The organism is Streptomyces sp. SBT349, assembly GCF_001083795.1.
In the GTDB taxonomy this organism is placed as follows: domain Bacteria; phylum Actinomycetota; class Actinomycetes; order Streptomycetales; family Streptomycetaceae; genus Streptomyces.
In genome coordinates, this window is sequence record NZ_LAVK01000108.1 from 1 (window position 1) to 21,442 (window position 21,442).

The window sequence follows — 21,442 nt, forward strand, 5'->3', positions numbered from 1 at the left end:
CTCCCCGGACTTCCCACGGCCAGGGGGGACCGGCTTGGATGAGATCCTGTCGGGAAGAACCCTGACCGCCAGCGGTGCCAGGCGTCGGCACCGACCGGTCCTCCGGAGTTCACCGAGTGGCCACCTTGTGGCGAAGGCCGGTTGGCCGAAAACCGCTAGAAGTGCCCGAGCACCGCACTCCGGAGCGAGCCAGGTCCGGCGCCGCCGCTGCCGCACCACATCGCACGAGTACGACACCGCACCGCACCGCACCCGCACGTACGCGCGACGCACGCGCCGACCAGCGATCGGAACCCATGGCCACCCACCACGCACCCCTCGCGACTCCGGAGACCGGCGCGCCCACCGACAGGGACACCCTGACCCCTGTCCCGGGACCGCGCACCAGTCCGGCCAACGAGCACCGCTTCGACATCGACCTGATGCGGCTCATCTGCTCGTGCGCCGTCATCCTCGGCCATGTCGCGGGCGCGTTCATCCTCGCCGTCGACCGCGAGGAGTCCAACGGCCCCAGCGCCTACTGGGCGGGCCACATAGCCGACGGGCTCAACCAGTTCGCCGTGCCGATGTTCTTCGCCATGGCCGGCTGGGCGGTGCTCATGGGCGCCCCGCCCAAGGACAGCGCCCGCATGTGGCAGCGGATCATCCGCAACGGCCTCCCGCTGTACGTGTGGACCGCCGCCTATCTCGCCTGGGCCTGGCTGCGCGACACCAACGACCGGCCGATGACCGAGCTGGGCGTGGACGCGATCTTCGGCTCGGTGCAGCCCGCGTACCACCTGTGGTTCCTGTATGCCTATATCCCGATCATCTCGGCCCTGGCGTTCGTCGTCCTGATCCGCGCGGGCCAGCGCCCCTGGGGCCTCGGCGCCGCGCTGCTCGTGATCGGCAGCCTCCCGTACATCCTCTCGACCGTCAGCGAGGTCACCGGCTGGACGTCCCCGGCCGTCGGCTGGGGCTTCGGCACCTACTCGGTGGTGTACGCGGTGCTCGGCGCGATGCTGTTCGCGCTGCCCAAGGGCCTGTCCCGGCGCGGGCGTTGGCTGATGGTCCCGGTGATGGCCGTCTCGGGCGCGGGCGTCGTCTACTGGGACACCCAGGTCCACTACGTGATCCCCAACGCCCACCCGTTCGTCGCCGTCCTCACCTTCAGCCTGCTGATGCTGATCACCCGCATCCGGATCCCCGAGCGGTGGCGTCCCCGCCTCACCAGCCTGGCCGGGGCGGCGATGGGCGCGTACATGGTGCACGTCTTCTTCGTCGAGGAACTGGTCAAGCGCTGGGTCGGCCCCGACACGGGCCCGCTCGGCTCGGTCGGGATGCTGCTGGCCATGTTCACCATGACCACCGTCCTGTCATACGGCGCCAGCCTGCTGTGGGGCAGGCTCGGCCTGCGGCGCTGGCTGGGATGACGCCGGAGGCCCGCGGGGCGGAACAGGTGGCCGAAGGGCTGGTCGAACGGCTCAGGGCGGCGGGCTGCGTCTTCGCCGAGGACGAGGCGCGGCTCCTGACCGCCCAGGCCCGGACGCCGGAGGAACTGACGGCGATGGTGGACCGGCGGGTCGCCGGTCTGCCGCTGGAGCAGGTGCTGGGCTGGGCCGAGTTCCACGGCCTGCGGATCGCGGTCGCCCCCGGCGTCTTCGTGCCGCGCCGCCGCACGGAGTTCCTCGTCGGCCGCGCGATCGCCCTGGCCGGGGCGCGGCCGGTCGTGGTGGACCTGTGCTGCGGCTCGGGCGCCGTGGCCGCCGCCCTGGCCGCGGCCCTCGACCCGGCCGAACTGCACGCCGCCGACGTCCCCCCCGCCGCGGTCGCCTGCGCCCGCCGCAACCTGGCCGCCACCGGGGCCCGGGTCCACGAGGGCGACCTGTTCGCAGCCCTGCCCGCCACCCTGCGCGGCCGGATCGACCTGCTGACGGCGAACGTCCCCTACGTCCCGACCGGCGAACTCGCGCTCCTGCCCGCCGAGGCACGCGACCACGAACCACCCGTCACCCTCGACGGCGGCGAGGACGGCCTGGCCGTCCTGCGGCGCGTGGTGAACGAGGCACCCGCCTGGCTCGCCCCGGGCGGCACGGTCCTCTTCGAGACCACGGAGCGCCAGACCGGCCCCGCCCACACCGCGATCCACGCCACGGGCCTGACCCCCGCCACCCATACCTCGGAGGAACTGGGCACCACGGTGGTCACGGCCACGAAGCGGTGACCCCGCGCCAGCCCGAACCCACCCGCGCCGCGGTCCGCGCCGCGGGTCTGACCCCCGCCAGTCGTGCCTCGGGGGAGTTGAGGATCACGGTGGTCTCGGCCACGAAGTGGTCTTGCGCCAAGCCGAACCCGCCCGCGCGGCGGGGGAGTTGGGGTCCGCGGTGGTCTCGGCCGCCAGGCGGTGGGCGGCCCCGCGGGAGGCGGGGCGCGTCAGTGCCGCGGTCCGTGCCTCGGAGGAGCTGGGCACCACGGTGGTAACGGCCACCAGGCGGTGGCCCCTCGGGAGGCCGACCCCGCTCGCACCGAAGGGGAGTTGGGGACCACGGTGGTCTCGGCCACGAAGTGGTCTTGCGCCAAGCCGAACCCGCCCGCGCGGCGGGGGAGTTGGGGCCCACGGTGGTCTCGGCCGCCAGGCGGTGGGCCCGTGGGGGGCGGGGCGCGTCGGTGCGTGGTGTGGTCCCCGGCAGGGCTACTTGTTGCGCAACGTCGCCTTTCGGACCTTGCGGGCGATCCGCAGTGCCGTTCCGCCCCCCGGGAGTTGCCGCGTGATTCCCGAGGCGAACCCCCCGGGCAGCGCCAGGGCCGTCAGCCGCGCCCGCTTGAAGTACCGCCACGTCGTCTCGTTCAGATGCGCGTCGAGCCACGCCTCCGCCTCGCCGCGCAGCCCCGGGTTCGTCTTCGCCTGCATGCAGAAGCCGACCGTCCGCACCAGCGGCGCGACCCGCTCGGCCGCGTCCGCCCGCGCCGTGACCACCTCGCCGGCCTTCGCCTTCTCCAGGTCGGGCACCAGCAGGTCCACGATCGTCAGGGGGATGCGGTTGCTGTTCTGGTACGGCGTGATCCGATCGAGCAGCAGTTTCGTGCTCACCCGCGCGATCGGCACCCCGTAGTACACGGACGCCGTCAGCATCGCCGTCGAGAAACAGCCCACCACCAGACCCGGCTTGAGGTGGTCGAAGACCGTCTCCGCCAGCATCGGCGTGTCCAGCACGGTCAGCCGCACCCCCGCCTCCGCCGCCGCCTTCTCCAGCACCCGCGAGTATTGCGCGGGCGCCGTCGGGTGCGGCTTGAACACCACCGCCCGGAACCCGGCCGCCGCCGCGCCCCGCAGCATCCGCTCGTGCAGCGCCTCCTCCTCGCGCGCGGTGAGGATGTCGAGCGCCGCCAGGTACTGGCCCAGGATCACCGCGACCTTGGCGCCCGCGCCCGCCTCGGCCACCGCCGGTTCGTGCTGCGCGCTGATCTCGTCGAGCACCGCGCGGAACGCGTCGTTCGGCACCACCTCGGAGGGCACCTCGTGCTCCGCGAGCAGCAGCGGACGCAGCCCCGGCACCAGGTCCAGGTGGAGCAGCCGCCGCACCCGGATCGACGTCTCGGGCGGCAGCTTGTCCCGCGTCGGCCCGTAGCTCATCAGCCCGTCCGCGTACACGTGGACATCCGCGTCGCCGAAGATCACCGCGAGCGCCGACGCCGGCTTCGCGTGCACCGACTCGACCGCGAGCTCGACGGGGCCGTCCCCGATCCCCCACCGCGTCCGCAGCAGCCGCTCCCACAGCGGGGCGTCCCGGTCCGCGGGGCCCCAGTCGCTGGGGTGGTGCGGGCTGATCGTCTCGTTCCAGTCGACGACCTGGTCGAAACGGGCGGCGATCCGCCGCCAGCCCGTCATCTCGTCGAGGCCGGACGCCGTCTCCGGAACGGCCGCGTTGTTCGACACCAGCAGCACCCGGCGTGCCGAGCCCCTCCGCCCGAACTGCCCCGCGTCGAGCGCCGCGGCGATCGTCGCCGCCCCGTACAGCGTCGAGACCTCGAAGATCTGGACGCGCTCACCCGGAGGGTAGGCCGCGCCCGCCTGGCCCGTGTTCGTCGCGCTCATCGCCTCAGGCCGCCTTCCGTCCGCGGCCGAGCAACCGCCTGAGCACTCTGCCCCGTTCATCGCCCATGGCCACCAGTGTCCGCTCCAGCAGCTGCGGCGGGAAGCGCCTCAGCGCCGCCGCCGACTCCTGCTTCAACCGCCGCGCCGCGTCCGACTCGTACCGGTCGGCGTTGGCCGCGTGGAAGGCGATCATGGCACAGTACGTCCGCACGATCTTGGGCAGGAAACGCTCCGACTCCCGGTCCCCCATGACGTCCTCGAGGATCAGGTCGTGCGCCGGGAGGAAGTCCAGCTGCCGGTCGTCACGTATCTGCGTCAACGACGTGGTCACGCCCCGCCTGTAGAACATCCCCAGCAGGCCCACCGACGCGAACGACCGTGCGCGCAGGTGCAGTTGCCAGCAGAAGACCCGGTCCTCGGCCGTGCGCAGATGCGTCTGGAACCGCAGCCCCTCCTCGAACAGCGAGCGCCGGTACGCGCCCGCCCAGACGAAGGGATAGTCGACCATCGTCTTGCGGTCGGCCGGCGCGATCGCGTCGCGCGGGCTGATCGGCACCCCGCGCCGGGGCGCCGGGGCGCGCGTCACCGTGCGCCGCCTGCCGTTGGACTGCACGTGATCGGTGCGGATGTAGTCGCAGTCGATCGACCGGGCCGCCGCCGTCAACTGGTCCAGATAGCCCGGCGCGTACCAGTCGTCGCCGTCGAGGAAGGTGAGGTGGTCGCCGCGGGCCGCCTCGATGCCGGTGTTGCGCGCCTGGGAGATGCCCAGGTTGGTGTCGTGCCGGATCACTCTGGCCCGGGGCAGCTCGCCCTCCGCTCTCCCCAGGATCTCGCCCGTGGCGTCCGTGGACCGGTCGTCCACCAGGAGGAACTCGGTGTCGGGGCCCGCGTTTCTGGCGAGACTGCGCAGCGTGGTGGGGAGGAATTCCTGCACGTTGTGGCAGGCGACGATGACTGAGAGCTTGGGCACCGGTTTTCCAGGGGCAGTGAGCAGGACAGGCATGACCGTAAACACGCGACCAGCGAGTCAGGATACGCGGAGGTGACCTGATGGTAAACGCTGGCCGTACGCTCGGTTAGGTCAGGTCCACAGACCACTGAAATCCGCCCCCGGGACCCCCGGACCCCCGGCCCGGTACAACCCTTCCGGCCCCCGGGGAGTCGTACCGGCCGACGCACAAGGACTCGTGGGGGGTACGCATGCGAAACGTCATGACCTTACTGGGCGCCGCGGCGCTGGTCGGAGCGGCGGCGGGGACCACGTCGGCGGGAGCCGCGGAGAGCGCGGCGACGGCCTGGTCCGAGGGGAACGCGGCGTACTTCCGGGCGGGAGCCGGGGAGTACAACGAACTCCACGTCACCGAGGTCGGCTCGGAGGAGTTGTTCCTGTTCAACGACGTGGTGCCGATCACCCCGGGCGAGGGCTGCACGCACCCGTACCCGAACGACACGACGGTCGTGGCCTGCGTGATCGACGGGTCGGGTGACATGCCGCGGCTCAGCGTCCACCTCGGCGACGGAAGCGACGACGCGTACATCGGCGTGGGCGGCGACGGCGCGATCCACGGCGAGGACGGCGACGACTTCCTGCACGGCGGGGTGACCGCCCAGACGTTCCACGGCGGCGCCGGGAACGACGCCCTGTCCGGCGGCGCCGCGCAGTTCGGCGAGGCCGGCAACGACACCATCCAGCTGCCGGTCTTCGGGTACGGCGACGGGGGCGACGGGCACGACACCCTGATCGGCGCCGACGCGAACGAGAGCCTCTTCGGCGGGCCGGGCAACGACGTGATCCTGGGCCAGGGCGGGAACGACTACGCCCAGGGCGACGCGGGCGAGGACGACATCCGCGGCGGCCCCGGCGACGACGAGCTGTACGGCGGGGACGACGCGGACATCATCTTCGGCAACAGCGGGGACGACGGCATCTCCGGCGGCGGGGGCGTGGACGAGATCTCCGGCGGTCCGGGGAACAACGTGATCTACCAGGACTGACGCCGACCGCCGCGGGAGCGGATCAGTGCCCCCGGGCGATCCACTCCGCCAGGTGCGGCGCCTCGTCCCCGATCGTCGTCCCGTCGCCGTGACCGGTGCGGACGGCCGTCTCGGGGGCGAGGCCGAGCAGCCGGTCCCTGATCGAGTCGATGATCGTCGGGAAGTCGGAGAACGATCGCCCGGTCGCCCCCGGCCCGCCGCTGAACAGCGTGTCGCCCGTGAACACGGTGGTGAGCTCCGGCGCGTGCAGACACACCGCGCCGGGCGCGTGCCCCGGCGTGTGCAGCACGGTCAGCTCCACTCCGGCGACGGTGATCACCTGTCCGTCACCGAGCTCCCCGTCCGGGGCGCGGTCCGGGTGCGTCTGCTTCCACAGCGGCAGGTCGGCCGGGTGCAGCAGGACCGGCGCGCCGGTGCGCTCGGCGAGCGCGGGAGCGGCGTTCACATGGTCGTTGTGCCCGTGCGTGGACACGATGGCGCGTAGCGTCCTGCCGCCCAGCGCCCGGGCGATGGCGTCGGCGTCGTGCGCGGCGTCGATGACCAGGGCCTCGCTGTCGTCGCCGACGATCCACACGTTGTTGTCCACGTCCCAGGCGCCGCCGTCCAGCGTGAACGTGCCCGAGGTCACGACGCGTTCGATCCGGGCCGCCATCACAGCACCACCACGGAGCGCAGCACGTCACCGGCGTGCATGCGGTCGAACGCGGCCTCCACGTCGTCCAGCGCGATGGTCTCGCTGACGAACGCGTCCAGGTCGAGGCGGCCCTGGAGGTAGAGGTCGATCAGCAGGGGGAAGTCCCGCGAGGGCAGGCAGTCCCCGTACCAGGACGACTTGAGCGCCCCGCCCCTGCCGAACACGTCGAGCAGCGGGAGTTCGAGCGTCATCTCCGGCGTCGGCACGCCGACCAGCACCACCGTTCCCGCCAGGTCGCGGGCGTAGAACGCCTGCTTGTACGTCTCGGGGCGGCCGACGGCCTCGATCACCACGTCGGCGCCGAACCCGCCGGTCAGGTCCCGCACCGCCTCCACCGGGTCGGCGGAGGTGGCGTCCACGGTGTGGGTCGCGCCGAGCGCCCTGGCCGTCTCCAGCTTCCTGGCGTCGATGTCCACCCCGATGATCTTCGAGGCGCCCGCCAGCCTGGCCCCCATGATCGCCGCGTCGCCCACGCCGCCGCAGCCGATCACCGCGACGCTGTCGCCACGGCCGACGTTCCCCGTGTTGATCGCGGCGCCGATGCCCGCCATCACGCCGCAGCCGAGCAGCCCGGCGGCGGCCGGGGAGGCGGCCGGATCCACCTTGGTGCACTGCCCGGCGGCCACGAGCGTCTTCTCGGCGAACGCGCCGATCCCCAGCGCGGGCGACAGCTCCGTGCCGTCCGCCAGCGTCATGCGCTGCTTCGCGTTGTGGGTGGCGAAGCAGTACTGCGGGCGACCGCGCAGACACGCCCGGCACAGGCCGCAGACCGCGCGCCAGTTCAGGATGACGAAGTCCCCGGGCGCCACGTCCGCGACGCCCTCGCCCACGGCCTCCACCACGCCGGCGGCCTCGTGGCCGAGGAGGAAGGGGAAGTCGTCGCTGATCCCGCCCTGCTTGTAGTGGAGGTCCGTGTGGCACACGCCGCACGTCCGCACCCGCACCAGCGCCTCACCGGGCCCGGGATCGGGGACCAGAACGGTCTCCACCCGGACCGGCTCGTTTTTGCCGGGTGCGATGACGCCGCGTACTTCGTGAGCCATGAACGATTCCCCTCGCGCTGATCCCGATCAGACGTCGCCATTCTGGCGCAAAGCGTCGGGCAGGGGAACGTGGGTACTCGCGGGTTTCCACGCCGTCAGGGAGGAGCCGTTCATGCCGATGCCGACCGAGGACCCGGAGCCGGGGGACCAGGGGCCCGACGACGCCCGCCCGGCACCGCGGGAGCGCGCCCGGCGGATCACGCAGGAACGCGGCGGCCCCACGCTGATCGAGGGCCCCGTGGAGATCGTCGGTGAGGACGGCACGACCATCCGCTCGGACCGCCCCGTGGTGGCGCTGTGCACCTGCCGCCGCAGCCGCCACTACCCCTTCTGCGACACCAGCCACCGCCCCCGGCGACGCGACTGACCCCGCCCGCGCGGCCCGGCCCGGGTCATGCCGCCTCCGGTGCCGCCTCCGGAGGCTCCCGCAGCGCGGAGGCGCCCCGCCCCCACGCGGAGAGCACGGCGTCGGAGAAACGGTCCTCCAGCCACACCGTCGCGTCGACCCCGAACGCCACGTCGTCCCCGAGCCCCGGCTCGTCCGCCAGCAGCCCGCCGACGACCTCCCGCCGCACCACCTGCTCGTGCACCGCGTCCGCCTCCACGTGCTCCGCGTGGAAGCCCACCGCCGCGGGCCCCGCCCCCACCCGTTCCAGCGCCTGGGCGATCCGCCGCGACCCGGGCGACGAGGTGATCTCCAGCGCGGCGAAGTGCCCCACCAGGCCGCCCCGCAGCGCCCGGTGCAGCCCCAGCACCGACATCAGGTTCACCGTGGCGAGCAGCGGCGCCGTCGCCGCCTCCAGATAGTGGCCGTAGGCCGGGTCGAGATCCAGGTCCTCCATCAGCTCCGCGTACAGCCTCTGGTGCGCCCGCTCCGCCCGTCCCGCGCCGAACTCGTCGTACTCCACCGCCACCAGGCCCGCCTTGGCGCGCCCGGTCAGCCGGGGGATGACCCACGCGTGGGGGTCGGCCTCCTTCAGGTGGTACAGCGAGCGCAGCGCCGCGTACTCGCGCAGCTGCCACAGCTCCCCCTCGTCCTTCAGATAGAACGAGAGACCCTTCCCGTGCACCGGCTCCACCAGCAGCGCGTCCAGCGCCTCCTGCGCCGCCCGGGGCCCCGCGTGCACCGGCGCGTCCGCGCGCAGCGCGTCCAGGAAACGCGCCTCCAGCGCCCCGCGCAGCCGCAGCAGCTCCGGGTCCCACTCCCAGCCGTCGTCGACGCCGTCCAGGCCCCGGTAGTGCAGCTCGTAACAGAGGTACAGCGCGAGCTGGAGATCGTCACCGTAGGGGTCGGCCCGCCCGGCCTCGTCCCCGGCGCACAACGCCGACGCGCGCCCGGGTTCACGCCCGAGCGCGCCGATCAGGGCCTCCGACACCGTCCCACGCGCCACTGCTGCACACATGCGTCCGCGAGTACCCCGCCCGGCGCTCGCGAACCGGCGGTCAGCTCGCGCCGTACCCCTCGGGGCGCGCGGTGGGCAGGACGCTTATCCCCAGGTCGCGCCGCATCGTCTGCCGGACCTCGTACAGCCGCTCCGAGGCGCGCGCCAGCCGCTCCCCGATCTCCTCCGCCGGGGCCCCGCCCTCGCCCAGCAGCGCGTGGGTGCGGCTCAGGTGGTGCACGAGCCTCCCGGCCGTCTCCAGCACCGCGTCGGGGACGATCATCTGCGCCTCCGCGTACGCGTCGCGCAGCGCGCGCCGGTCCGCCTCGCGCCGCTCGTGCGCCGCGTCCCGGTCGTGTGCCTCCGGGTCCGCCCCCCGCGCCGCATACGCCTGGTGATCGCGGTACAGCACGGCGTGGAAGTGCCGCATCGCCTGGTTCAGCGCGGTGTACGCCGCCCTCCGCGCCGCCAGCTCCTCGCGCCGGTCCTGGGCCCGCCGCTCCTGCTGCCACTGCCGCTCCTGGTGCGCGAGCTCGACCGTGGTGGCCCGCAGCGCGCTGCGGTGCGCCAGCAGGCCGGACACGAGCGTCCCCAGGACACCCACCACGGCCACGATCAACGCGCTCGTCGAAGCGTCCAACGAACCCTGTCCCCTTCGGAGTCCGGCGCGCTCAGACCCGTTCGAGCGGGCGGTGCGGGTGTGCCGGGAACTCGGCCGCGACCGCGTCGCCCGGCCGGACCGTGCCGCCCTTGACGACCACGCTCATGATTCCGGCCCTGCGCACCACGTTCCCCGCGGCGTCGCGGCTGATCACCTTCTTCAGCAGGCCGTCCTGGAACGTGTCGATCTGCACGCAGGGGTTCCGCAGGCCGGTGACCCGCACCACGGCCGCCTCGCCGAGGCGGAGCAGGGTGCCCACCGGGAGGCCCAGCAGGTCGATCCCGGCGGTCGTCACGTTCTCCCCGAGCTCGCCCGGCCGCACATGGAAGCCGTCCTCCGCCAACTCGGCCAGCAACTCGGAGTGGATCAGGTGGACCTGGCGCAGATTCGGCTGGGTGGGGTCCTGCGCCATCCGCGACCGGTGCTTGACCGTGACGCCCGCGTGCACGTCTCCCCGCACCCCGAGCCCGGCGACCAGGGTGATGCCGTCCCGGTTCGGCTTGGTGAACGTGTACTCGCCGCTGCTGCTGACCGCCGTCACCGATCCGTCCATACCCCGGAACTCCCCTCTTCCGTTATGAAGATCGGCCCCCCAGTCTAACCGGGGGGCCGATCGGTGAACACGGTCAGCAACCGCCGCAGTTGTAATAGGTGACGTCCCAGTGGTTGCCCTCGCGGGCGTAGATGTTGCCCGAGCCCGACTCGTACAGCGCGGCGCCATCGCTGCGCTGGCCGATGTAGGTGAAGACGCTGGTGACGTAGTTGTTGATGCAGCTGTTGAGGCCGTAGTCGAGCTTGTAGCCGTTCCAGTGGCTGTAGGTGCCCCCCGCGTGGCCGGTCTCGGTGCCACCGGTGATGTTGAGGCTGCACCCGCTGGCGGAGCGGAGCGTCTGCGCGCCCTGGGCGGACGCGAGGTTGAGCTGGTCGAACGACGTGCAGGTGGGGACGTTCCTGTCGGAACAGCCGCCCGAGGAGGACCAGGTGATCCCGGAGGACTGGAACCTCGAAGTGGCCTGGGAGTGGGTGAGCTTGGTCTGGAGCGGGGCGACGACGCTGCTCCCCGCGCCGCCTTCCGCGCGGCTGTCGGCGCGGCTGTCTGCCGCCGCGACGCCGGCACCTGACCCGACCACGAAAGCACCGGCCACGGCAAACGCGGTGACCACGGACCGAACACGCATGGGGGGACCCTTCCTGCTGCTGTGTCGACTGGCTGTGCAGGTGGTACGGAGACGATGGTGCCCCACATCTACGCGCGTTAACAGAGGCCCGGACCGGGGCAATCCGCCTCCGGGCCCGGCCCCTACGCCTCGCGCGGCGCCCCCGGCTCGTCACCGGAGCCGCGCCGGACCGCCGCCGCGCGCACCGCGGGCAGGCTCTCCGTCAGCAGCCCGGCGTACGTGGCGAGCAGCGCCGTGAGCCGGTCGACCTCCTCGCAGAGCCGGTCGAACTCGTCCGCGTCCTCCCGCGTCCACGCCTCCACCTGGGTGTTCAGTTCCTCCACCCTGACCTCCGCCATCACCGCGCGGCCGACGGCCAGCGCCCCGGAGCGGACGCGCTCCGCCGTGGCGTCGGGCGTGCCGGCCAGCAGCTCCGCCAACTCGGCGACGCCCGGCAGGCGCGGGATGCGGTGCCCGGTCCAGAACTCGCCCCACAGGCGGCGCCGCCGCGCCTCGGGCCACGGGTCGTCCGTGACCCTGATGTCGCCCGCGTCGTCCCGGTGGATCAGCAGCCCGCTGCGGGAGGCGAGGCCCAGCGCCTCCGCCATCAGGTCCTCGCCGGGGGTCCCGCTCCCGCCGCGGCCGTTTCCGTCCCGCCCGTTTCCGTCCCGCCCGTTTCCGTCCCGCCCGTCTCCGCTCCGGCGCGGGGGCGTGGGGGAGGGGCCGAGCCAAGCCGCGAGTTCGACCATCTGCCGTGCCTGCCGGTCGACTTCGGGAAGCTGCGCGATGTCGGCCTCGTCCATGGGGAGCGCCGGGTTGCCCGCGCCCATGCGCACGCTGCTCACCGGCGCGTTCCCGGCGGCGGCGATCACCGCCGCCGCGGCGGCGTCGGCCCACCAGGAGGCGAGCTCGCGCGCCGCGTTGCGGTGGCCCGTCGCCGAGTCGACGGCCAGCCGTTCGCGCGTCGAGGAGACGGCCATCTCGCAGTCGATGAGCGGGTGCACGGTCCTGTCGGGGCGGCCCAGATACGTTTCGCCTGCCTCCATCAGCACGTCTCTGCGGCGCTGCTCACTGTCCGAGTCGCGCAGTAAAGCGTGGACGGCCCCGCCCAGGGCCGTCAGGAATCGGTCGACGGCCTCGTCGGACATGCCCACCAGGGGCGCGTCCCCGCCCGAATGGGACATCAGCGCGACACCAGGCACGGAACTCCTCCCGCCATGACGTTCGTTCGCGAGCACGGTAGTGCGGCGAAAGGAGGGCCCGCGCCGGAACCGCCCCCTCGTCACCCCAACCGGCGACCCCACCGTTCACGGGTTCACCCGTCCCCGTGCCGCCCGCCTCTTCCCGATTTCGCGGAGGGCGGACCGCGGCTCCCTTCCCGCCCGGCGTCGCCCTCCTACCCTGAGAGGGTGAGCCACGACGAGCCGAACGAAGCCCGCGTCATTCCCCTGCGCCCGGCGGCGTCGGCCCCGCGCGTGGCCGCACCGCCAGAACAGGCCGAGCCGGGGGCGCCCGCCCGCGTCGGCAAGGAGCCGCTCTGGCGCCATGTCGTCGGCGACGTGCTGCGCCGGGAGCGCCTCGACCAGGAGCGCACGCTCAAGGACGTGGCCGAGGCGGCCCGGATCTCGATGCCCTACCTCTCCGAGCTCGAACGCGGACGCAAGGAGGCGTCCTCCGAGGTGCTCGCCGCCGCCGCGCACGCCCTGGGCCTCGGCCTGGCCGACCTGCTGGCGCTGGTGCACCGCGACCTCGCCCGCCGCGCCGGGCGGCGTCCCCTGCGGCGCCGTTCCGACGGCTCGGCGACGTCGGTGACGTCGGTGACGTCCACCGCCTCGCCGCCGTCCACCGCGTCCACGGCCTCGGCCACCTCGCTCGTCGCCAGGCGGCGGGCGGCCTCGCCCCACCGGGGCGAGGTCCGCCTCGCCGCCTGACCCCCGTGGCCCCGGGGCCCCGGGGTCCGCCTCAGGCGGCCACGGGAGTCCGCCGGGTGAGGACGTGGTCGGCCAGCCCGTACGCCACCGCCTCCTCCGCGGTGAACACCTTGTCCCGATCCATGTCCGCGTGCAGCGTGGCGGCATCCCGGCCGGTGTGCCGGGCCAGCACCTCTTCCGCCTGCGCGCGGATGCGCAGCATCTCCTTGGCCTGGATGGCGAGGTCGGAGACCGTTCCGCGCTGGCCGCCCGCCGCGGGCTGCCCGAGCAGGACCCGGGCGTGCTCCAGCACGGCGCGCCGCCCGGGATCGCCCCCGGCCAGCAGCACGGCCGCGGTCGAGGCCGCCTGCCCGACGCAGAAGGTCGCGATCGGCGCGTTGACGAAGCTCATCGTGTCGTAGATCGCCATGAGCGAGGTGAACGAGCCACCGGGCGAGTTGATGTAGATCGCGATCTCGCGTTCCGGGTTGGACGCTTCCAGGTGCAGAAGCTGGGCGATGACGACATTCGCGACGCCGTCGTCGATCTCGGTGCCGAGGAAGATGACCCGCTCGGACAACAGCCTGCTGTAGATGTCGAACGCGCGCTCCCCCTGTGAGGTGCGTTCGACCACGGTGGGAATCGTGTACTGACCCATGTCAGAACCCCGTCCTTCGCTGCCCGTCGGCCGGGCGGACGTCGGCCAGCGACACGACGACGCGGTCGACCATCCCGTACTCCCTGGCCTGTTCGGCCGTGAACCACCGGTCCCGGTCGCCGTCGCGGGAGATGGTCTCCTCGCTCTGGCCGGTGTGCTCGGCGATGATCCGCTCGACGGCCTTCTTGGTGAACTCCAGGTTCTCCGCCTGGATCGCGATGTCGGCCGTGGAGCCGCCGATGCCCGCGGACGGCTGGTGCATCATGATCCGCGTGTTGGGCAGCGCGTACCGCTTGCCCTTCGCCCCCACGGTCAGCAGGAACTGCCCCATGCTCGCGGCGAATCCCATGGCGAGCGTGGACACGTCGTTGGGGATCAGCCGCATGGTGTCGAAGATGGCCAGCCCGGCGGTCACGGCCCCGCCGGGGCTGTTGATGCACAACGTGATGTCGCTCCGCGGATTCTCCGCGGAGAGCAGCAGCAACTGCGCGCAGACGCGGTTCGCCGAGACCTCGTCCACCTGCGTCCCCAGGAAGACGATGCGCTGGGCGAGAAGCTGCGCCGCCAAGTGGTCGTCGAACCGCGAGGGAGGCGTCTCCCCCTCCTCGGCACGCGGCCCCCAGTCAGTGGTGATGGACACGATCGACCCTCCTCACTCCGTCACGACCCCGACGGCCGCGCGCGCGTGGTGTTGTCGGGCATGCGGAGCAGGCTAGGCGTGTTGGTGTTGGTGTTGGTGCGAGTTGTGGGTGGGGCGGCTTCTACGCCTGGCTTAGGTGGCCGGCGCTTGCCCGGGTGTCCGTTTCGTGCGGATGCACGAAAAGAGGCACCTACGGGGGAGGGTTCGTGGGTCGGGGCCGTCCCGGTGACCGGCCAGCTTGTGGGTGGAAGAGGTGGGTGTCCGGACGGGCGCAGCGGATGGCGGTGGTCTTGGGTCGGTCTGTTCGCTGTGGCTGGGGTGGCGCGCACCCTTCGGGCCTGCCCTGGCCGCACGTATTCGTCGTTGCCCGCGCGCCGCCGGGGCTTATGTAGCGGGCCGGTGGGCTCGGTTGCCCTATCGGGCATCGGAGGGCGGGGACTGTTTTGAAACGGCGCACGGTTTGTTTTCAACACTCTGTTTAAAACGAAGTGTTTCGCGTTTCAGAACAGCCCCCACCTCCAGATGCCCAATAGGGCAGACGACCGCGCACCGCCACCACGGCCCGGTTGGGCAACGACCCCCACCGGCCCGGCTGGTGACCAACAAGGGCACACAGAGGCGGCAGCAGCTGCGCGCCACCCCAGCCACAGCGAACAGACCGACCCCCAACGGCCGTCATCCGCTGCGCCCGTTCGGACACCCACCTCATCCACCCCACAACCCGGCCGGTCACCGGGACGGCCCCGACCCACGAACCCTCCCCCCGTAGGCGCCTCTTTTCGTGCATTCGAATGAGAGCCGACACCCGGGCAAGCGCCGGCCACCTAGGCCAAGCGTGGAAGCCGCCCCACCCACCAACCCCTAGGCCGCCGGGCGGCGGAAGAGGCGGGCGGCTGATGTGCCGAGGCCCGTTGGCGCGTTCGGCAGGGCCCAGGGCCCGCGCAGGTGGCGGCGGAGGTCGGACTCGGTGTAACGGCGGCAGTACCGGTGCCAGTTGAGGATGCCGACGAGCCAGTTCTCCAGGTCGTGGACATAGCCGTCCAGGATCTTCCTGGCCTCCGAGTCCAGCTGGAAGTCGTCGTAGAGCACGGGGAGCTCATGCGCCGCGACATGCTGGAACTGGCTCATTCGCGAACGCATCAGGTCGTCCACGACGCGGAGCCCGGCGGGGTAGTCGCAGTCGAAGAAGTTCTGTACGACGAGGATGCCGTTGTGGACCTCGCCCTCGTACTCGATCTCCTTCTGGTACGAGAAGACGTCGTTCAGCAGGCACGCGTAGTCGGCCGCCGCGTTCTCCAGCGAACGCATCGGCCCGGCGTCGTAGATCGCGTCCGGGATGCCCGTGCCGTGCGAGAGCCTGCACAGGCTCATCGTCAGGTCCGAGCCGAACGTCAGCCGCCGCATCTCGATGTAGTCGACGGGCTCGGGCACGCGGTTCTGCGCCTGGTTCTCCAGCTCCCACAGCCAGCTCCGCGTCATGATCACGATGGCGTTGCGGAAGCGCGCCCGCGCCGGGACCGCCATCGGCCCGGCGGTGCGCGTCCACAGGTCGGCCAGCGACCGTTCCAGCGGGGACACCGGGGCCGGCATCGCGTCGAGGTCCTCCACCGGCATGAAGGTGGCGAGCCGTTCCGTGCAGAGCCTGGCCCCGGCCAGGTCCCGGGAGCGGCCGTACTGGACCGGGTAAAGGTCGTCGCCGTAGGTGCCCCAGGCCAGCCAGGCGGAGGAGAGGTCCAGTTCGTCGGCGGCGGCGTCCGGGTGGATCCCCGCCGCGCACAGCGGCAGGTCGTAGTCCCGGATCTTCTCCTCGTCCCACGGGGGCGCGTCCAGGATGCCGACGCGCAGCGCCCACTCCACCACGCGCGCCCGCGCGCCCTCCAGGTGCGGGCTGAGGCGGAGCGTGAACGGGATGTCGAAGTCAGGGAGTTGGGAGGGGCCGACCCGCTGGTGCGGCACATGCGTGAAGCGCCGGGCGCGCGCCGTCTCCGCCCGGCGCGTGGTGGTGACGGGGGCGACGATCCGCGCGGCGGAGGTGCCGAACCCACCGGCGAGAGCGGAGAGCACGGGCAGCGCGGGCAGGAAGCGCTCCCCGCGCCCCGCGACGGACTTGTTCATGTAGCGGCTGGAGCGCATGTGCCACTCGTGCCCGCCCGACTGCCAGTCCTGGAGCCCCTTCACATAGGTCAGCACGTCCGCGCACGCGGCGGCGTCGAGTCCGTGGTCGGCGAAGAGCGTGCCGAGCTCGGTGAGCGTCGTGTGCTCGAACTGCTGGAGCCGCGACGTCAGCAGGTCGTTCACCGCCTCGGCGGCCTCCTGCGTCGAGCACCCGAGGAACGTCTCCAGCACGAGGACGCCGTTGCTCAGCTCGCCCTCGTCCCCGATCTCCCGCTCGTAGGAGAAGAGGTCGTTGCGCAGGTGCACCCCGTCGGAGAACGCGTCGCGCAGCACGCGCAACGGCCTGCTGGCGGCGACCGCCTGGGGGACCTCCGCGTGGGCGGCGAACTCGACGAGCCCCGCCGACCAGGGCGCGCCGCCGACCTTGCGGCGCATCTCGATGTACTCGACCGGGTTGGGGACGCGGCCCGCGTTGATGTTGGAGAGCTCCCACAGCGACTCGTTCAGCAGGTTCTCCGTGGCGACGGCGAAGCGGCGGCGCCAGCCGTGCGACATGGCGGGCACGGTCCGCGCCCACAGGTCGGCGAGCCCGGCCTCGACCGGGTTCGTCGGCTCGGGCGGCGCGGTCGCGTCGTCCATGGGCATGAACGCGGGCAGCCGGTCCAGGTATGCCTTGCCGCCGGGGCGGTCCTGGGTCCGCTTGAAGATCTCCAGGAAGTGGTCGTCGAAGAAGAAGACCCACACGTACCAGTCGGTGACCAGCGAGAGGTCGTGCGCGGAGGCGTCGGGGTGGGTGTAGGCGCAGAGCAACGCGTAGTCGTGCGCGTCGAGATCGGCCCGCGTCCAGATGCCGGAGCCCTCCAGCATCCCCCTCTCCTCGGCCCACGCCGCCGCGTGCTCCCGCGCCTCCTCCAGGTGCGGATTCAGCCGTGCCGGGTACGGCACGTAGAACTCGGGGAGTTCGAAGGGCTGCGACATGAGCGGTCTCCAGGGCCGGGCGTGACAGAGCGTGTTCCCAACGGCCCTGAACTACCCCCGCGCCGCCACCGCCATCACCCCACCGGCCGAATTCACTCCATCGGGTGAGGCCCCCTTCCCGTGGCGCGCATCGGGCGGCCTCAGGTGTAGCGGCGGAGGATCAGGCGGCGTTCGCCGTCGCGCTCGACGGTGTCGGAGGCCACCTCGTACCCGTGGTCCTCGGCGTAGCGCAGCGCGGCGGCGTGGCCGTAGGCGCGGGCGACCCGGGCGAGCCACGCGGGGCCGTAACGGGCGCGGTCGTACTCGCTGATGATGGCCTCGAAGGTGCCGTCGGCGCTCCGGCGGAAGCCGATGTCGTTGCTCGCGCGGCCGACGTGGCGGCGGCGGACGATGATCTCGGCGCGCTCGGGGCGGGCGTCGCCCCGGTAGCCGTAGAGGGTCTGCGGGGTCTCGTGGGTCTCCACGGCCTCGAACCCGGCGGTGGCGAGTGCGGCGGCGAGCAGGCCCGGGTCGCGCAGGACGGTGCGGACGCGGGTGAAGTGGGACATCGCTGCTCCTCCTTGGGGGACTCATTGCGGGAATCCTTGTGGGAATCCCTGTGGGAAACGGGCGACCGGCCTCAGGCCAGTCGGACGACCGGCTGGCCGTCCAGCACCACGAGGTGGCGGTGCAGGTCGTAGGCGGTGACGGTGAGGCGCTTGTGGGCGTCGATGCGGAATTCGAGCCGGAAGCGGTCCTGCCCGGCCGGGGTCGGCGGGTCGGCTTCGAGGAACGTGGGGCTGTCCTCGTTGAGCCACAACACCGCGCGTTCCTGGCGGTGTTGTGGGGTGACGGCCACGGCGAGGGCGCCGCCCGAGGCGTCGAAGGCGATCTCCAGCTCGGCGCTGGCGTCGCGGTAGGTAGCGTGCGCCAACTCGTAGATGGCGAGGCCGAGTCGGCGCTGGCGGCCGTGAACGGGCTTGATGGTGAGCGTCTTGACCGGCTCGGGGGTGGGGTAGGCGGTGCCCGCCTCGACGAGGGTCTCGAACTCGTAGCCGCCCGTCCCGGCGTCGACGTGCCGGATGGCGTAGTCGTGCTGGATGTGGTCGTACAGCTCGCCGCCGCCCGCGATGCCCGCCGCCCCGGCCGCGACCGCCTCCAACGGCCGTTCAAGGCGGATCACTTCGGGGTCGAAGTGCAGCCGGACGATGTCCTGCACAGCGGGGATCAGGCAGCTGCCGCCGACGAGGAACACCTGCCGGATGTCCTCCGTCCCGAAGCCGCGCGCGGCGGCGGCGTCCAGGCAGGCCATGAGCGCCTGGTTGACGCGGCGCAGCACGCCCTTGTCGCGGAGCAGGGCGTCGAACTCGCCGCGGGTGACGGGGATGTGGTGAACGGTGTCGCCGCGGGCGGCGCGGGCGCTGAGGGTGGTCTCCGCCTCGGTCGCCAGGGCGCGTTTGGCCCGCTCGGCGGAGGCCAGCAGGCGGCGGAAGACCTGGTTGCGGCCGATCTGGTCGCCGGGCGGCAGGTCGACGCGGGCGATGGCGTGGTCGGCGAGGAGGGCGTCGATCGTGTTCCCGCCGAGGTCGACGCCGCGCTTGGCGAGGGTCCGCACGCCCGCCCCCGCGCCGGCCGCGTCCGGTTCGAGGACCCGGACGACGGAGATGTCGAGCGTTCCGGCGCCGAAGTCGATGACGCAGAACGCGTCCCCGGGGTTGAGCCGCGCCCGGTAGCCGACGGCGGCGGCCGTCGCCTCGTCCACGACGCGCAGCCGGGCGGTGGGCAGGCCCTCGCGGACCTCGCGCACCAGCCAGTCGCGGTAGCCGTCGAACGACTCGACGGGCGCGGTGGCGACGATCTCCAGGTCGTCGTCCTCGACGGCGAGCAGGGCCAACGCCATGACGCCGCCGAGGAATTCGGTGGCGGCCTGCCGTCCGGTCATCTTGCGGTCGCCGACCGGGCGGGCCGGGTCGTAGGCGCGGCCCGAGACGTTGCTCTTGGTGGAGGCGAAGACGGTGGTGCCGGGCTGTTCGGCCAGTTCCGGGGTGACCTGGGCGCCGAGCCGGCGGGCGGAGGAGCCCTGGGCGGCGTCGTGGGCGTAGGCGATGAGGGAGGGCACGACGCGCTGGGTGGGCCCGGCGCCCGCCTCGCGGAGCAGGTCGATGCCGGGGAGCGGCACGGGAACGCCCTCCCCGCGCACGGGATCCCAGCGGGCCACCACGGTGTTGGCGGTGCCGAAGTCGATGCCGATGCGGGTGGTCATGCGCCTGCCTCTCCTGCCTGTCCTGCCTGTCCTGCCTGTCCTGCCTGTCCTGCCTGTCCTGCCTGTCCTGCCTGTCCTGTGCGCGTGGACGGACCCGTGCCCGTGCCCGTGTCGAGGACGATGTCGTGGGGCCCGGCGAAGGTAGCGGGACCGCCTGCCGACCCCAGCACGATGTCCCCGCCGAAGCGGTGCTCCAGGCAGGTCGCGAGCAGGTGGAGCCGGCCGCGCACCCCCTCGCTCCCTACCTCCGGCAGGAGTTCCCGCGCGGCCTTGAGGTCCTGCGGCCGGGCGTGGAGCAACGGCCGCTCCAACAGGGCGCGCGCCGTGGGGAGATGGCGGCTGTGCACGGTGACGTACCGCGCGTCGACGGTGGCGATGGCGTCGCCGCCCGGGGCCAACGCGAGGAACTGCGAAGAGCGGTAGGACGGCCGGTCGGGGTCGCGGGCGGGGTCGAACCAGGGCAGGTGATGGCCGTTCGGCCCCTCCTGCGCGTTCCCGGTCGTGTTGAACACGCTGACGGCGAACGCGGGGTCGAGGGGCGCCCGCCGCCACTTCTCCAGCCACCACAGCTCCCGCGCGGGGCCATGGCGACGCGCCTTCCTGCGCGGCTCCTTGCGGGGCGAGAGCGTCCAGGTCTCGGTGTACCACTCCTTCGTCCCGTCCTCGACGAAGAGGCAGGTCCAGTGCATCGCCACCGTGTGGGGCGCCAGGAAAGAGAGCACGGGAACGAGCGTCTGGTGGCCGGGGAGCGGGCGCAGTTCGTGCGGCTGGGCCGGCCGCGCGCGGTGGAGGACCCGCCCCGTCTCGTCGAGGACGTGGATCGTCCCCCCGGCATAGACGGCGATGAGGCCCGCCTCGGGAAGGGTCGCGAGGGCGCACCGCCGTTCCCAGTGGTCGACGGCGGGGGCGCCGTCCATGGCGACGTGCCGCAGTTCCCCCGCGCCCCGGTCGGCGAACGCGAGTCCCCGGTCGGTGAGGAGCACGGCGCCGCGGCTCGTCCTCCGCAGCAGCGGGGGAACGGCCGCGACATGGCCCAGCGTGCGGCGTTCGGGCCAGACGCGGGTCACCTGGTTGCCGTCCGCCGTCCGGTGCATCAGGATCAGTTCGTCGCCGAGGTGGGCGATCTCGTCGCTGTCGTGGAACGATCCCCGCGACCGCCACTCCCGCTCGCCGTGCAGGACGCCTCCGGTCCCGCCCGTGCCGATGATCAGCCGGGACAGCTCGATCGACCGAACCGTTCCCCTCTCCCTGCGCGCGCTTCGGAAGGCCAACTCGCCGCCGTCCGGCGAGAAGAGGGCGGTGGAGTGGGCGAAGGACGGGCCGTGGCTCTTCTCGAACCGCGTCTCCTCCTCGCGCGGGAGGCGTGCGGCTGCGGCGCGCAGCCGCTCGGGGTCCTGCGCGGCCAGTAGGGTCAGCAACTCACCGGCCTCGCCCTGGCGTTCGGCCTCGGGCAGCAGCCGGGCCGCCGCCGCGGCCCCGGCCAGGGGCAGGTCGGCGGCCAGGCGCCGCAGCTCGCCCCACCGCCCGCCCTCGGCCAACTGACGGCCCAGATAGTCCAGTTCCTCATGCGACAGCTCGGCGACGCGGTCGCGCCGCTCGCCGGTCACCACCACCCGGATCGCTTCGGTGTCGCCCCCGGCGGCCAGCGCCGCCCGCAGCCGCTCGCGCAGCTCAGGGGTTCCGGCCCGGTAGACCAACGCCAGCAGCGCGCCGTCCGGATCCAACGCCATCCGCTGGGCGTCCTGACCGATCAGCGCCAGATACGCCGCCCGCTCCGCGGGCTCCCCCGGCGCCACCGCCAGCAGCTCCAGCACATCCGCCTCCGGCAGCCCGGAAGCAACGGCGCGCACCGCGTCCTGAACGGCCAACTCCCCCGCCCCGCACCCCCGCAC

Annotated in this window: 19 protein-coding genes and 1 pseudogene; 5 read left to right on the plus strand and 15 right to left on the minus strand. The window is 72.8% G+C overall.

The window, feature by feature from the left end; translation table 11 throughout:
- Nucleotides 1–296 precede the first annotated feature (296 nt).
- Nucleotides 297–1,412 (plus strand): acyltransferase, encoded by a 1,116-nt coding sequence (locus tag ADY01_RS15540; RefSeq protein WP_078900331.1) that lies wholly within the window; start codon nt 297–299, stop codon nt 1,410–1,412.
- A complete protein-coding gene (locus ADY01_RS15545; protein ID WP_049572645.1) occupies nt 1,409–2,203 on the plus strand; it encodes a putative protein N(5)-glutamine methyltransferase in 795 nt (264 codons plus the stop codon). Before ADY01_RS15540 ends, ADY01_RS15545 begins: the two co-directional genes overlap by 4 nt.
- 468 nt (nt 2,204–2,671) lie before the next feature.
- Here the strand turns inward: ADY01_RS15545 and ADY01_RS15550 are convergent, their stop codons facing one another.
- A complete protein-coding gene (locus ADY01_RS15550) occupies nt 2,672–4,075 on the minus strand; it encodes a polysialyltransferase family glycosyltransferase (protein WP_049572648.1) in 1,404 nt (467 codons plus the stop codon).
- A 4-nt stretch (nt 4,076–4,079) separates the two neighbouring features.
- Nucleotides 4,080–5,045 (minus strand): glycosyltransferase family 2 protein, encoded by a 966-nt coding sequence (locus ADY01_RS15555; protein ID WP_049572650.1) that lies wholly within the window; start codon nt 5,043–5,045, stop codon nt 4,080–4,082.
- Nucleotides 5,046–5,287: 242 nt separating this feature from the next.
- Here ADY01_RS15555 and ADY01_RS15560 point away from each other — a divergent pair, with 242 nt between their 5' ends.
- Nucleotides 5,288–6,070, plus strand: a complete 783-nt coding sequence (locus ADY01_RS15560) for a calcium-binding protein (RefSeq protein ID WP_049572653.1) — start codon at nt 5,288–5,290, stop codon at nt 6,068–6,070.
- 22 nt (nt 6,071–6,092) lie between these two features.
- Here the strand turns inward: ADY01_RS15560 and ADY01_RS15565 are convergent, their stop codons facing one another.
- Both ADY01_RS15565 and ADY01_RS15570 read right to left on the minus strand, forming a co-directional pair.
- Complete coding sequence (locus ADY01_RS15565; RefSeq protein ID WP_049572656.1) at nt 6,093–6,722, minus strand: MBL fold metallo-hydrolase; 630 nt, start codon at nt 6,720–6,722, stop codon at nt 6,093–6,095.
- Nucleotides 6,722–7,807, minus strand: coding sequence for an S-(hydroxymethyl)mycothiol dehydrogenase (locus tag ADY01_RS15570; RefSeq protein ID WP_049572658.1), 1,086 nt, complete (start codon nt 7,805–7,807; stop codon nt 6,722–6,724). The genes ADY01_RS15565 and ADY01_RS15570 overlap by 1 nt, the downstream gene beginning before the upstream one ends.
- A 112-nt stretch (nt 7,808–7,919) precedes the next feature.
- Between ADY01_RS15570 and ADY01_RS15575 the strand changes: the two genes are divergently transcribed.
- On the plus strand, nt 7,920–8,174 hold the full coding sequence (locus ADY01_RS15575) for a CDGSH iron-sulfur domain-containing protein (RefSeq protein ID WP_053170872.1): 255 nt from the start codon (nt 7,920–7,922) through the stop codon (nt 8,172–8,174).
- Nucleotides 8,175–8,199: 25 nt separating this feature from the next.
- Here the strand turns inward: ADY01_RS15575 and ADY01_RS15580 are convergent, their stop codons facing one another.
- The 5 genes from ADY01_RS15580 to ADY01_RS15600 form a co-directional block, all read right to left on the minus strand.
- Nucleotides 8,200–9,210, minus strand: coding sequence for an iron-containing redox enzyme family protein (locus tag ADY01_RS15580; protein ID WP_049572661.1), 1,011 nt, complete (start codon nt 9,208–9,210; stop codon nt 8,200–8,202).
- A 40-nt stretch (nt 9,211–9,250) separates the two neighbouring features.
- Nucleotides 9,251–9,829, minus strand: a complete 579-nt coding sequence (locus tag ADY01_RS15585) for a hypothetical protein (protein WP_049572669.1) — start codon at nt 9,827–9,829, stop codon at nt 9,251–9,253.
- Nucleotides 9,830–9,860: 31 nt separating this feature from the next.
- Entirely contained in the window at nt 9,861–10,403 is a 543-nt protein-coding gene (locus tag ADY01_RS15590) for an MOSC domain-containing protein (protein ID WP_049572671.1), read from the minus strand.
- A 73-nt stretch (nt 10,404–10,476) separates the two neighbouring features.
- Entirely contained in the window at nt 10,477–11,028 is a 552-nt protein-coding gene (locus ADY01_RS15595) for a hypothetical protein (RefSeq protein WP_049572674.1), read from the minus strand.
- Between the two features lie 122 nt (nt 11,029–11,150).
- Nucleotides 11,151–12,209: a hypothetical protein gene (locus ADY01_RS15600; RefSeq protein WP_159001229.1), complete on the minus strand. Its 1,059-nt coding sequence runs from the start codon at nt 12,207–12,209 to the stop codon at nt 11,151–11,153.
- A gap of 207 nt (nt 12,210–12,416) precedes the next feature.
- Between ADY01_RS15600 and ADY01_RS37040 the strand changes: the two genes are divergently transcribed.
- Entirely contained in the window at nt 12,417–12,938 is a 522-nt protein-coding gene (locus ADY01_RS37040) for a helix-turn-helix domain-containing protein (RefSeq protein WP_049572679.1), read from the plus strand.
- A gap of 31 nt (nt 12,939–12,969) precedes the next feature.
- Here ADY01_RS37040 and ADY01_RS15610 read toward each other — a convergent pair whose 3' ends face one another.
- The 6 genes and pseudogenes from ADY01_RS15610 to ADY01_RS40605 all read right to left on the minus strand — a co-directional run.
- Nucleotides 12,970–13,575 (minus strand): ClpP family protease, encoded by a 606-nt coding sequence (locus ADY01_RS15610; protein ID WP_049572682.1) that lies wholly within the window; start codon nt 13,573–13,575, stop codon nt 12,970–12,972.
- Between the two features lies 1 nt (nt 13,576).
- Nucleotides 13,577–14,218 carry an ATP-dependent Clp protease proteolytic subunit gene (locus ADY01_RS15615; RefSeq protein ID WP_199826241.1) on the minus strand — a complete coding sequence of 214 codons (642 nt, stop codon included), beginning with the start codon at nt 14,216–14,218 and terminating at the stop codon, nt 13,577–13,579.
- 858 nt (nt 14,219–15,076) lie between these two features.
- The gene (locus ADY01_RS15620; RefSeq protein WP_049572687.1) at nt 15,077–17,308 is read right to left on the minus strand and encodes a terpene synthase family protein; all 2,232 of its coding nucleotides are present in this window, start codon (nt 17,306–17,308) and stop codon (nt 15,077–15,079) included.
- Nucleotides 17,309–17,448: 140 nt separating this feature from the next.
- Nucleotides 17,449–17,856, minus strand: a complete 408-nt coding sequence (locus ADY01_RS15625) for a DUF1257 domain-containing protein (RefSeq protein WP_049572689.1) — start codon at nt 17,854–17,856, stop codon at nt 17,449–17,451.
- A 71-nt stretch (nt 17,857–17,927) separates the two neighbouring features.
- On the minus strand, nt 17,928–19,550 hold the full coding sequence (locus ADY01_RS15630; protein WP_049572691.1) for an Hsp70 family protein: 1,623 nt from the start codon (nt 19,548–19,550) through the stop codon (nt 17,928–17,930).
- Nucleotides 19,547–21,442 (minus strand): annotated as a pseudogene (locus ADY01_RS40605) (hypothetical protein); the annotation flags it as partial. The gene ADY01_RS15630 and the pseudogene ADY01_RS40605, both read right to left, overlap by 4 nt.

What these genes read in the sequence shown, in the direction of transcription:
- ADY01_RS15620 (WP_049572687.1), bottom strand. Translation starts at nt 17,308, where the DNA reads ATGTCGCAGCCCTTCGAACTCCCCGAGTTCTACGTGCCGTACCCGGCA.
- ADY01_RS15590 (WP_049572671.1), bottom strand. Translation starts at nt 10,403, where the DNA reads ATGGACGGATCGGTGACGGCGGTCAGCAGCAGCGGCGAGTACACGTTC.
- ADY01_RS15625 (WP_049572689.1), bottom strand. Translation starts at nt 17,856, where the DNA reads ATGTCCCACTTCACCCGCGTCCGCACCGTCCTGCGCGACCCGGGCCTG.
- ADY01_RS15540 (WP_078900331.1), top strand. Translation starts at nt 297, where the DNA reads ATGGCCACCCACCACGCACCCCTCGCGACTCCGGAGACCGGCGCGCCC.
- ADY01_RS15565 (WP_049572656.1), bottom strand. Translation starts at nt 6,722, where the DNA reads ATGGCGGCCCGGATCGAACGCGTCGTGACCTCGGGCACGTTCACGCTG.
- ADY01_RS15630 (WP_049572691.1), bottom strand. Translation starts at nt 19,550, where the DNA reads ATGACCACCCGCATCGGCATCGACTTCGGCACCGCCAACACCGTGGTG.
- ADY01_RS15545 (WP_049572645.1), top strand. Translation starts at nt 1,409, where the DNA reads ATGACGCCGGAGGCCCGCGGGGCGGAACAGGTGGCCGAAGGGCTGGTC.
- ADY01_RS15570 (WP_049572658.1), bottom strand. Translation starts at nt 7,807, where the DNA reads ATGGCTCACGAAGTACGCGGCGTCATCGCACCCGGCAAAAACGAGCCG.
- ADY01_RS15575 (WP_053170872.1), top strand. Translation starts at nt 7,920, where the DNA reads ATGCCGATGCCGACCGAGGACCCGGAGCCGGGGGACCAGGGGCCCGAC.
- ADY01_RS15580 (WP_049572661.1), bottom strand. Translation starts at nt 9,210, where the DNA reads ATGTGTGCAGCAGTGGCGCGTGGGACGGTGTCGGAGGCCCTGATCGGC.
- ADY01_RS15595 (WP_049572674.1), bottom strand. Translation starts at nt 11,028, where the DNA reads ATGCGTGTTCGGTCCGTGGTCACCGCGTTTGCCGTGGCCGGTGCTTTC.
- ADY01_RS15550 (WP_049572648.1), bottom strand. Translation starts at nt 4,075, where the DNA reads ATGAGCGCGACGAACACGGGCCAGGCGGGCGCGGCCTACCCTCCGGGT.
- ADY01_RS15610 (WP_049572682.1), bottom strand. Translation starts at nt 13,575, where the DNA reads ATGGGTCAGTACACGATTCCCACCGTGGTCGAACGCACCTCACAGGGG.
- ADY01_RS15560 (WP_049572653.1), top strand. Translation starts at nt 5,288, where the DNA reads ATGACCTTACTGGGCGCCGCGGCGCTGGTCGGAGCGGCGGCGGGGACC.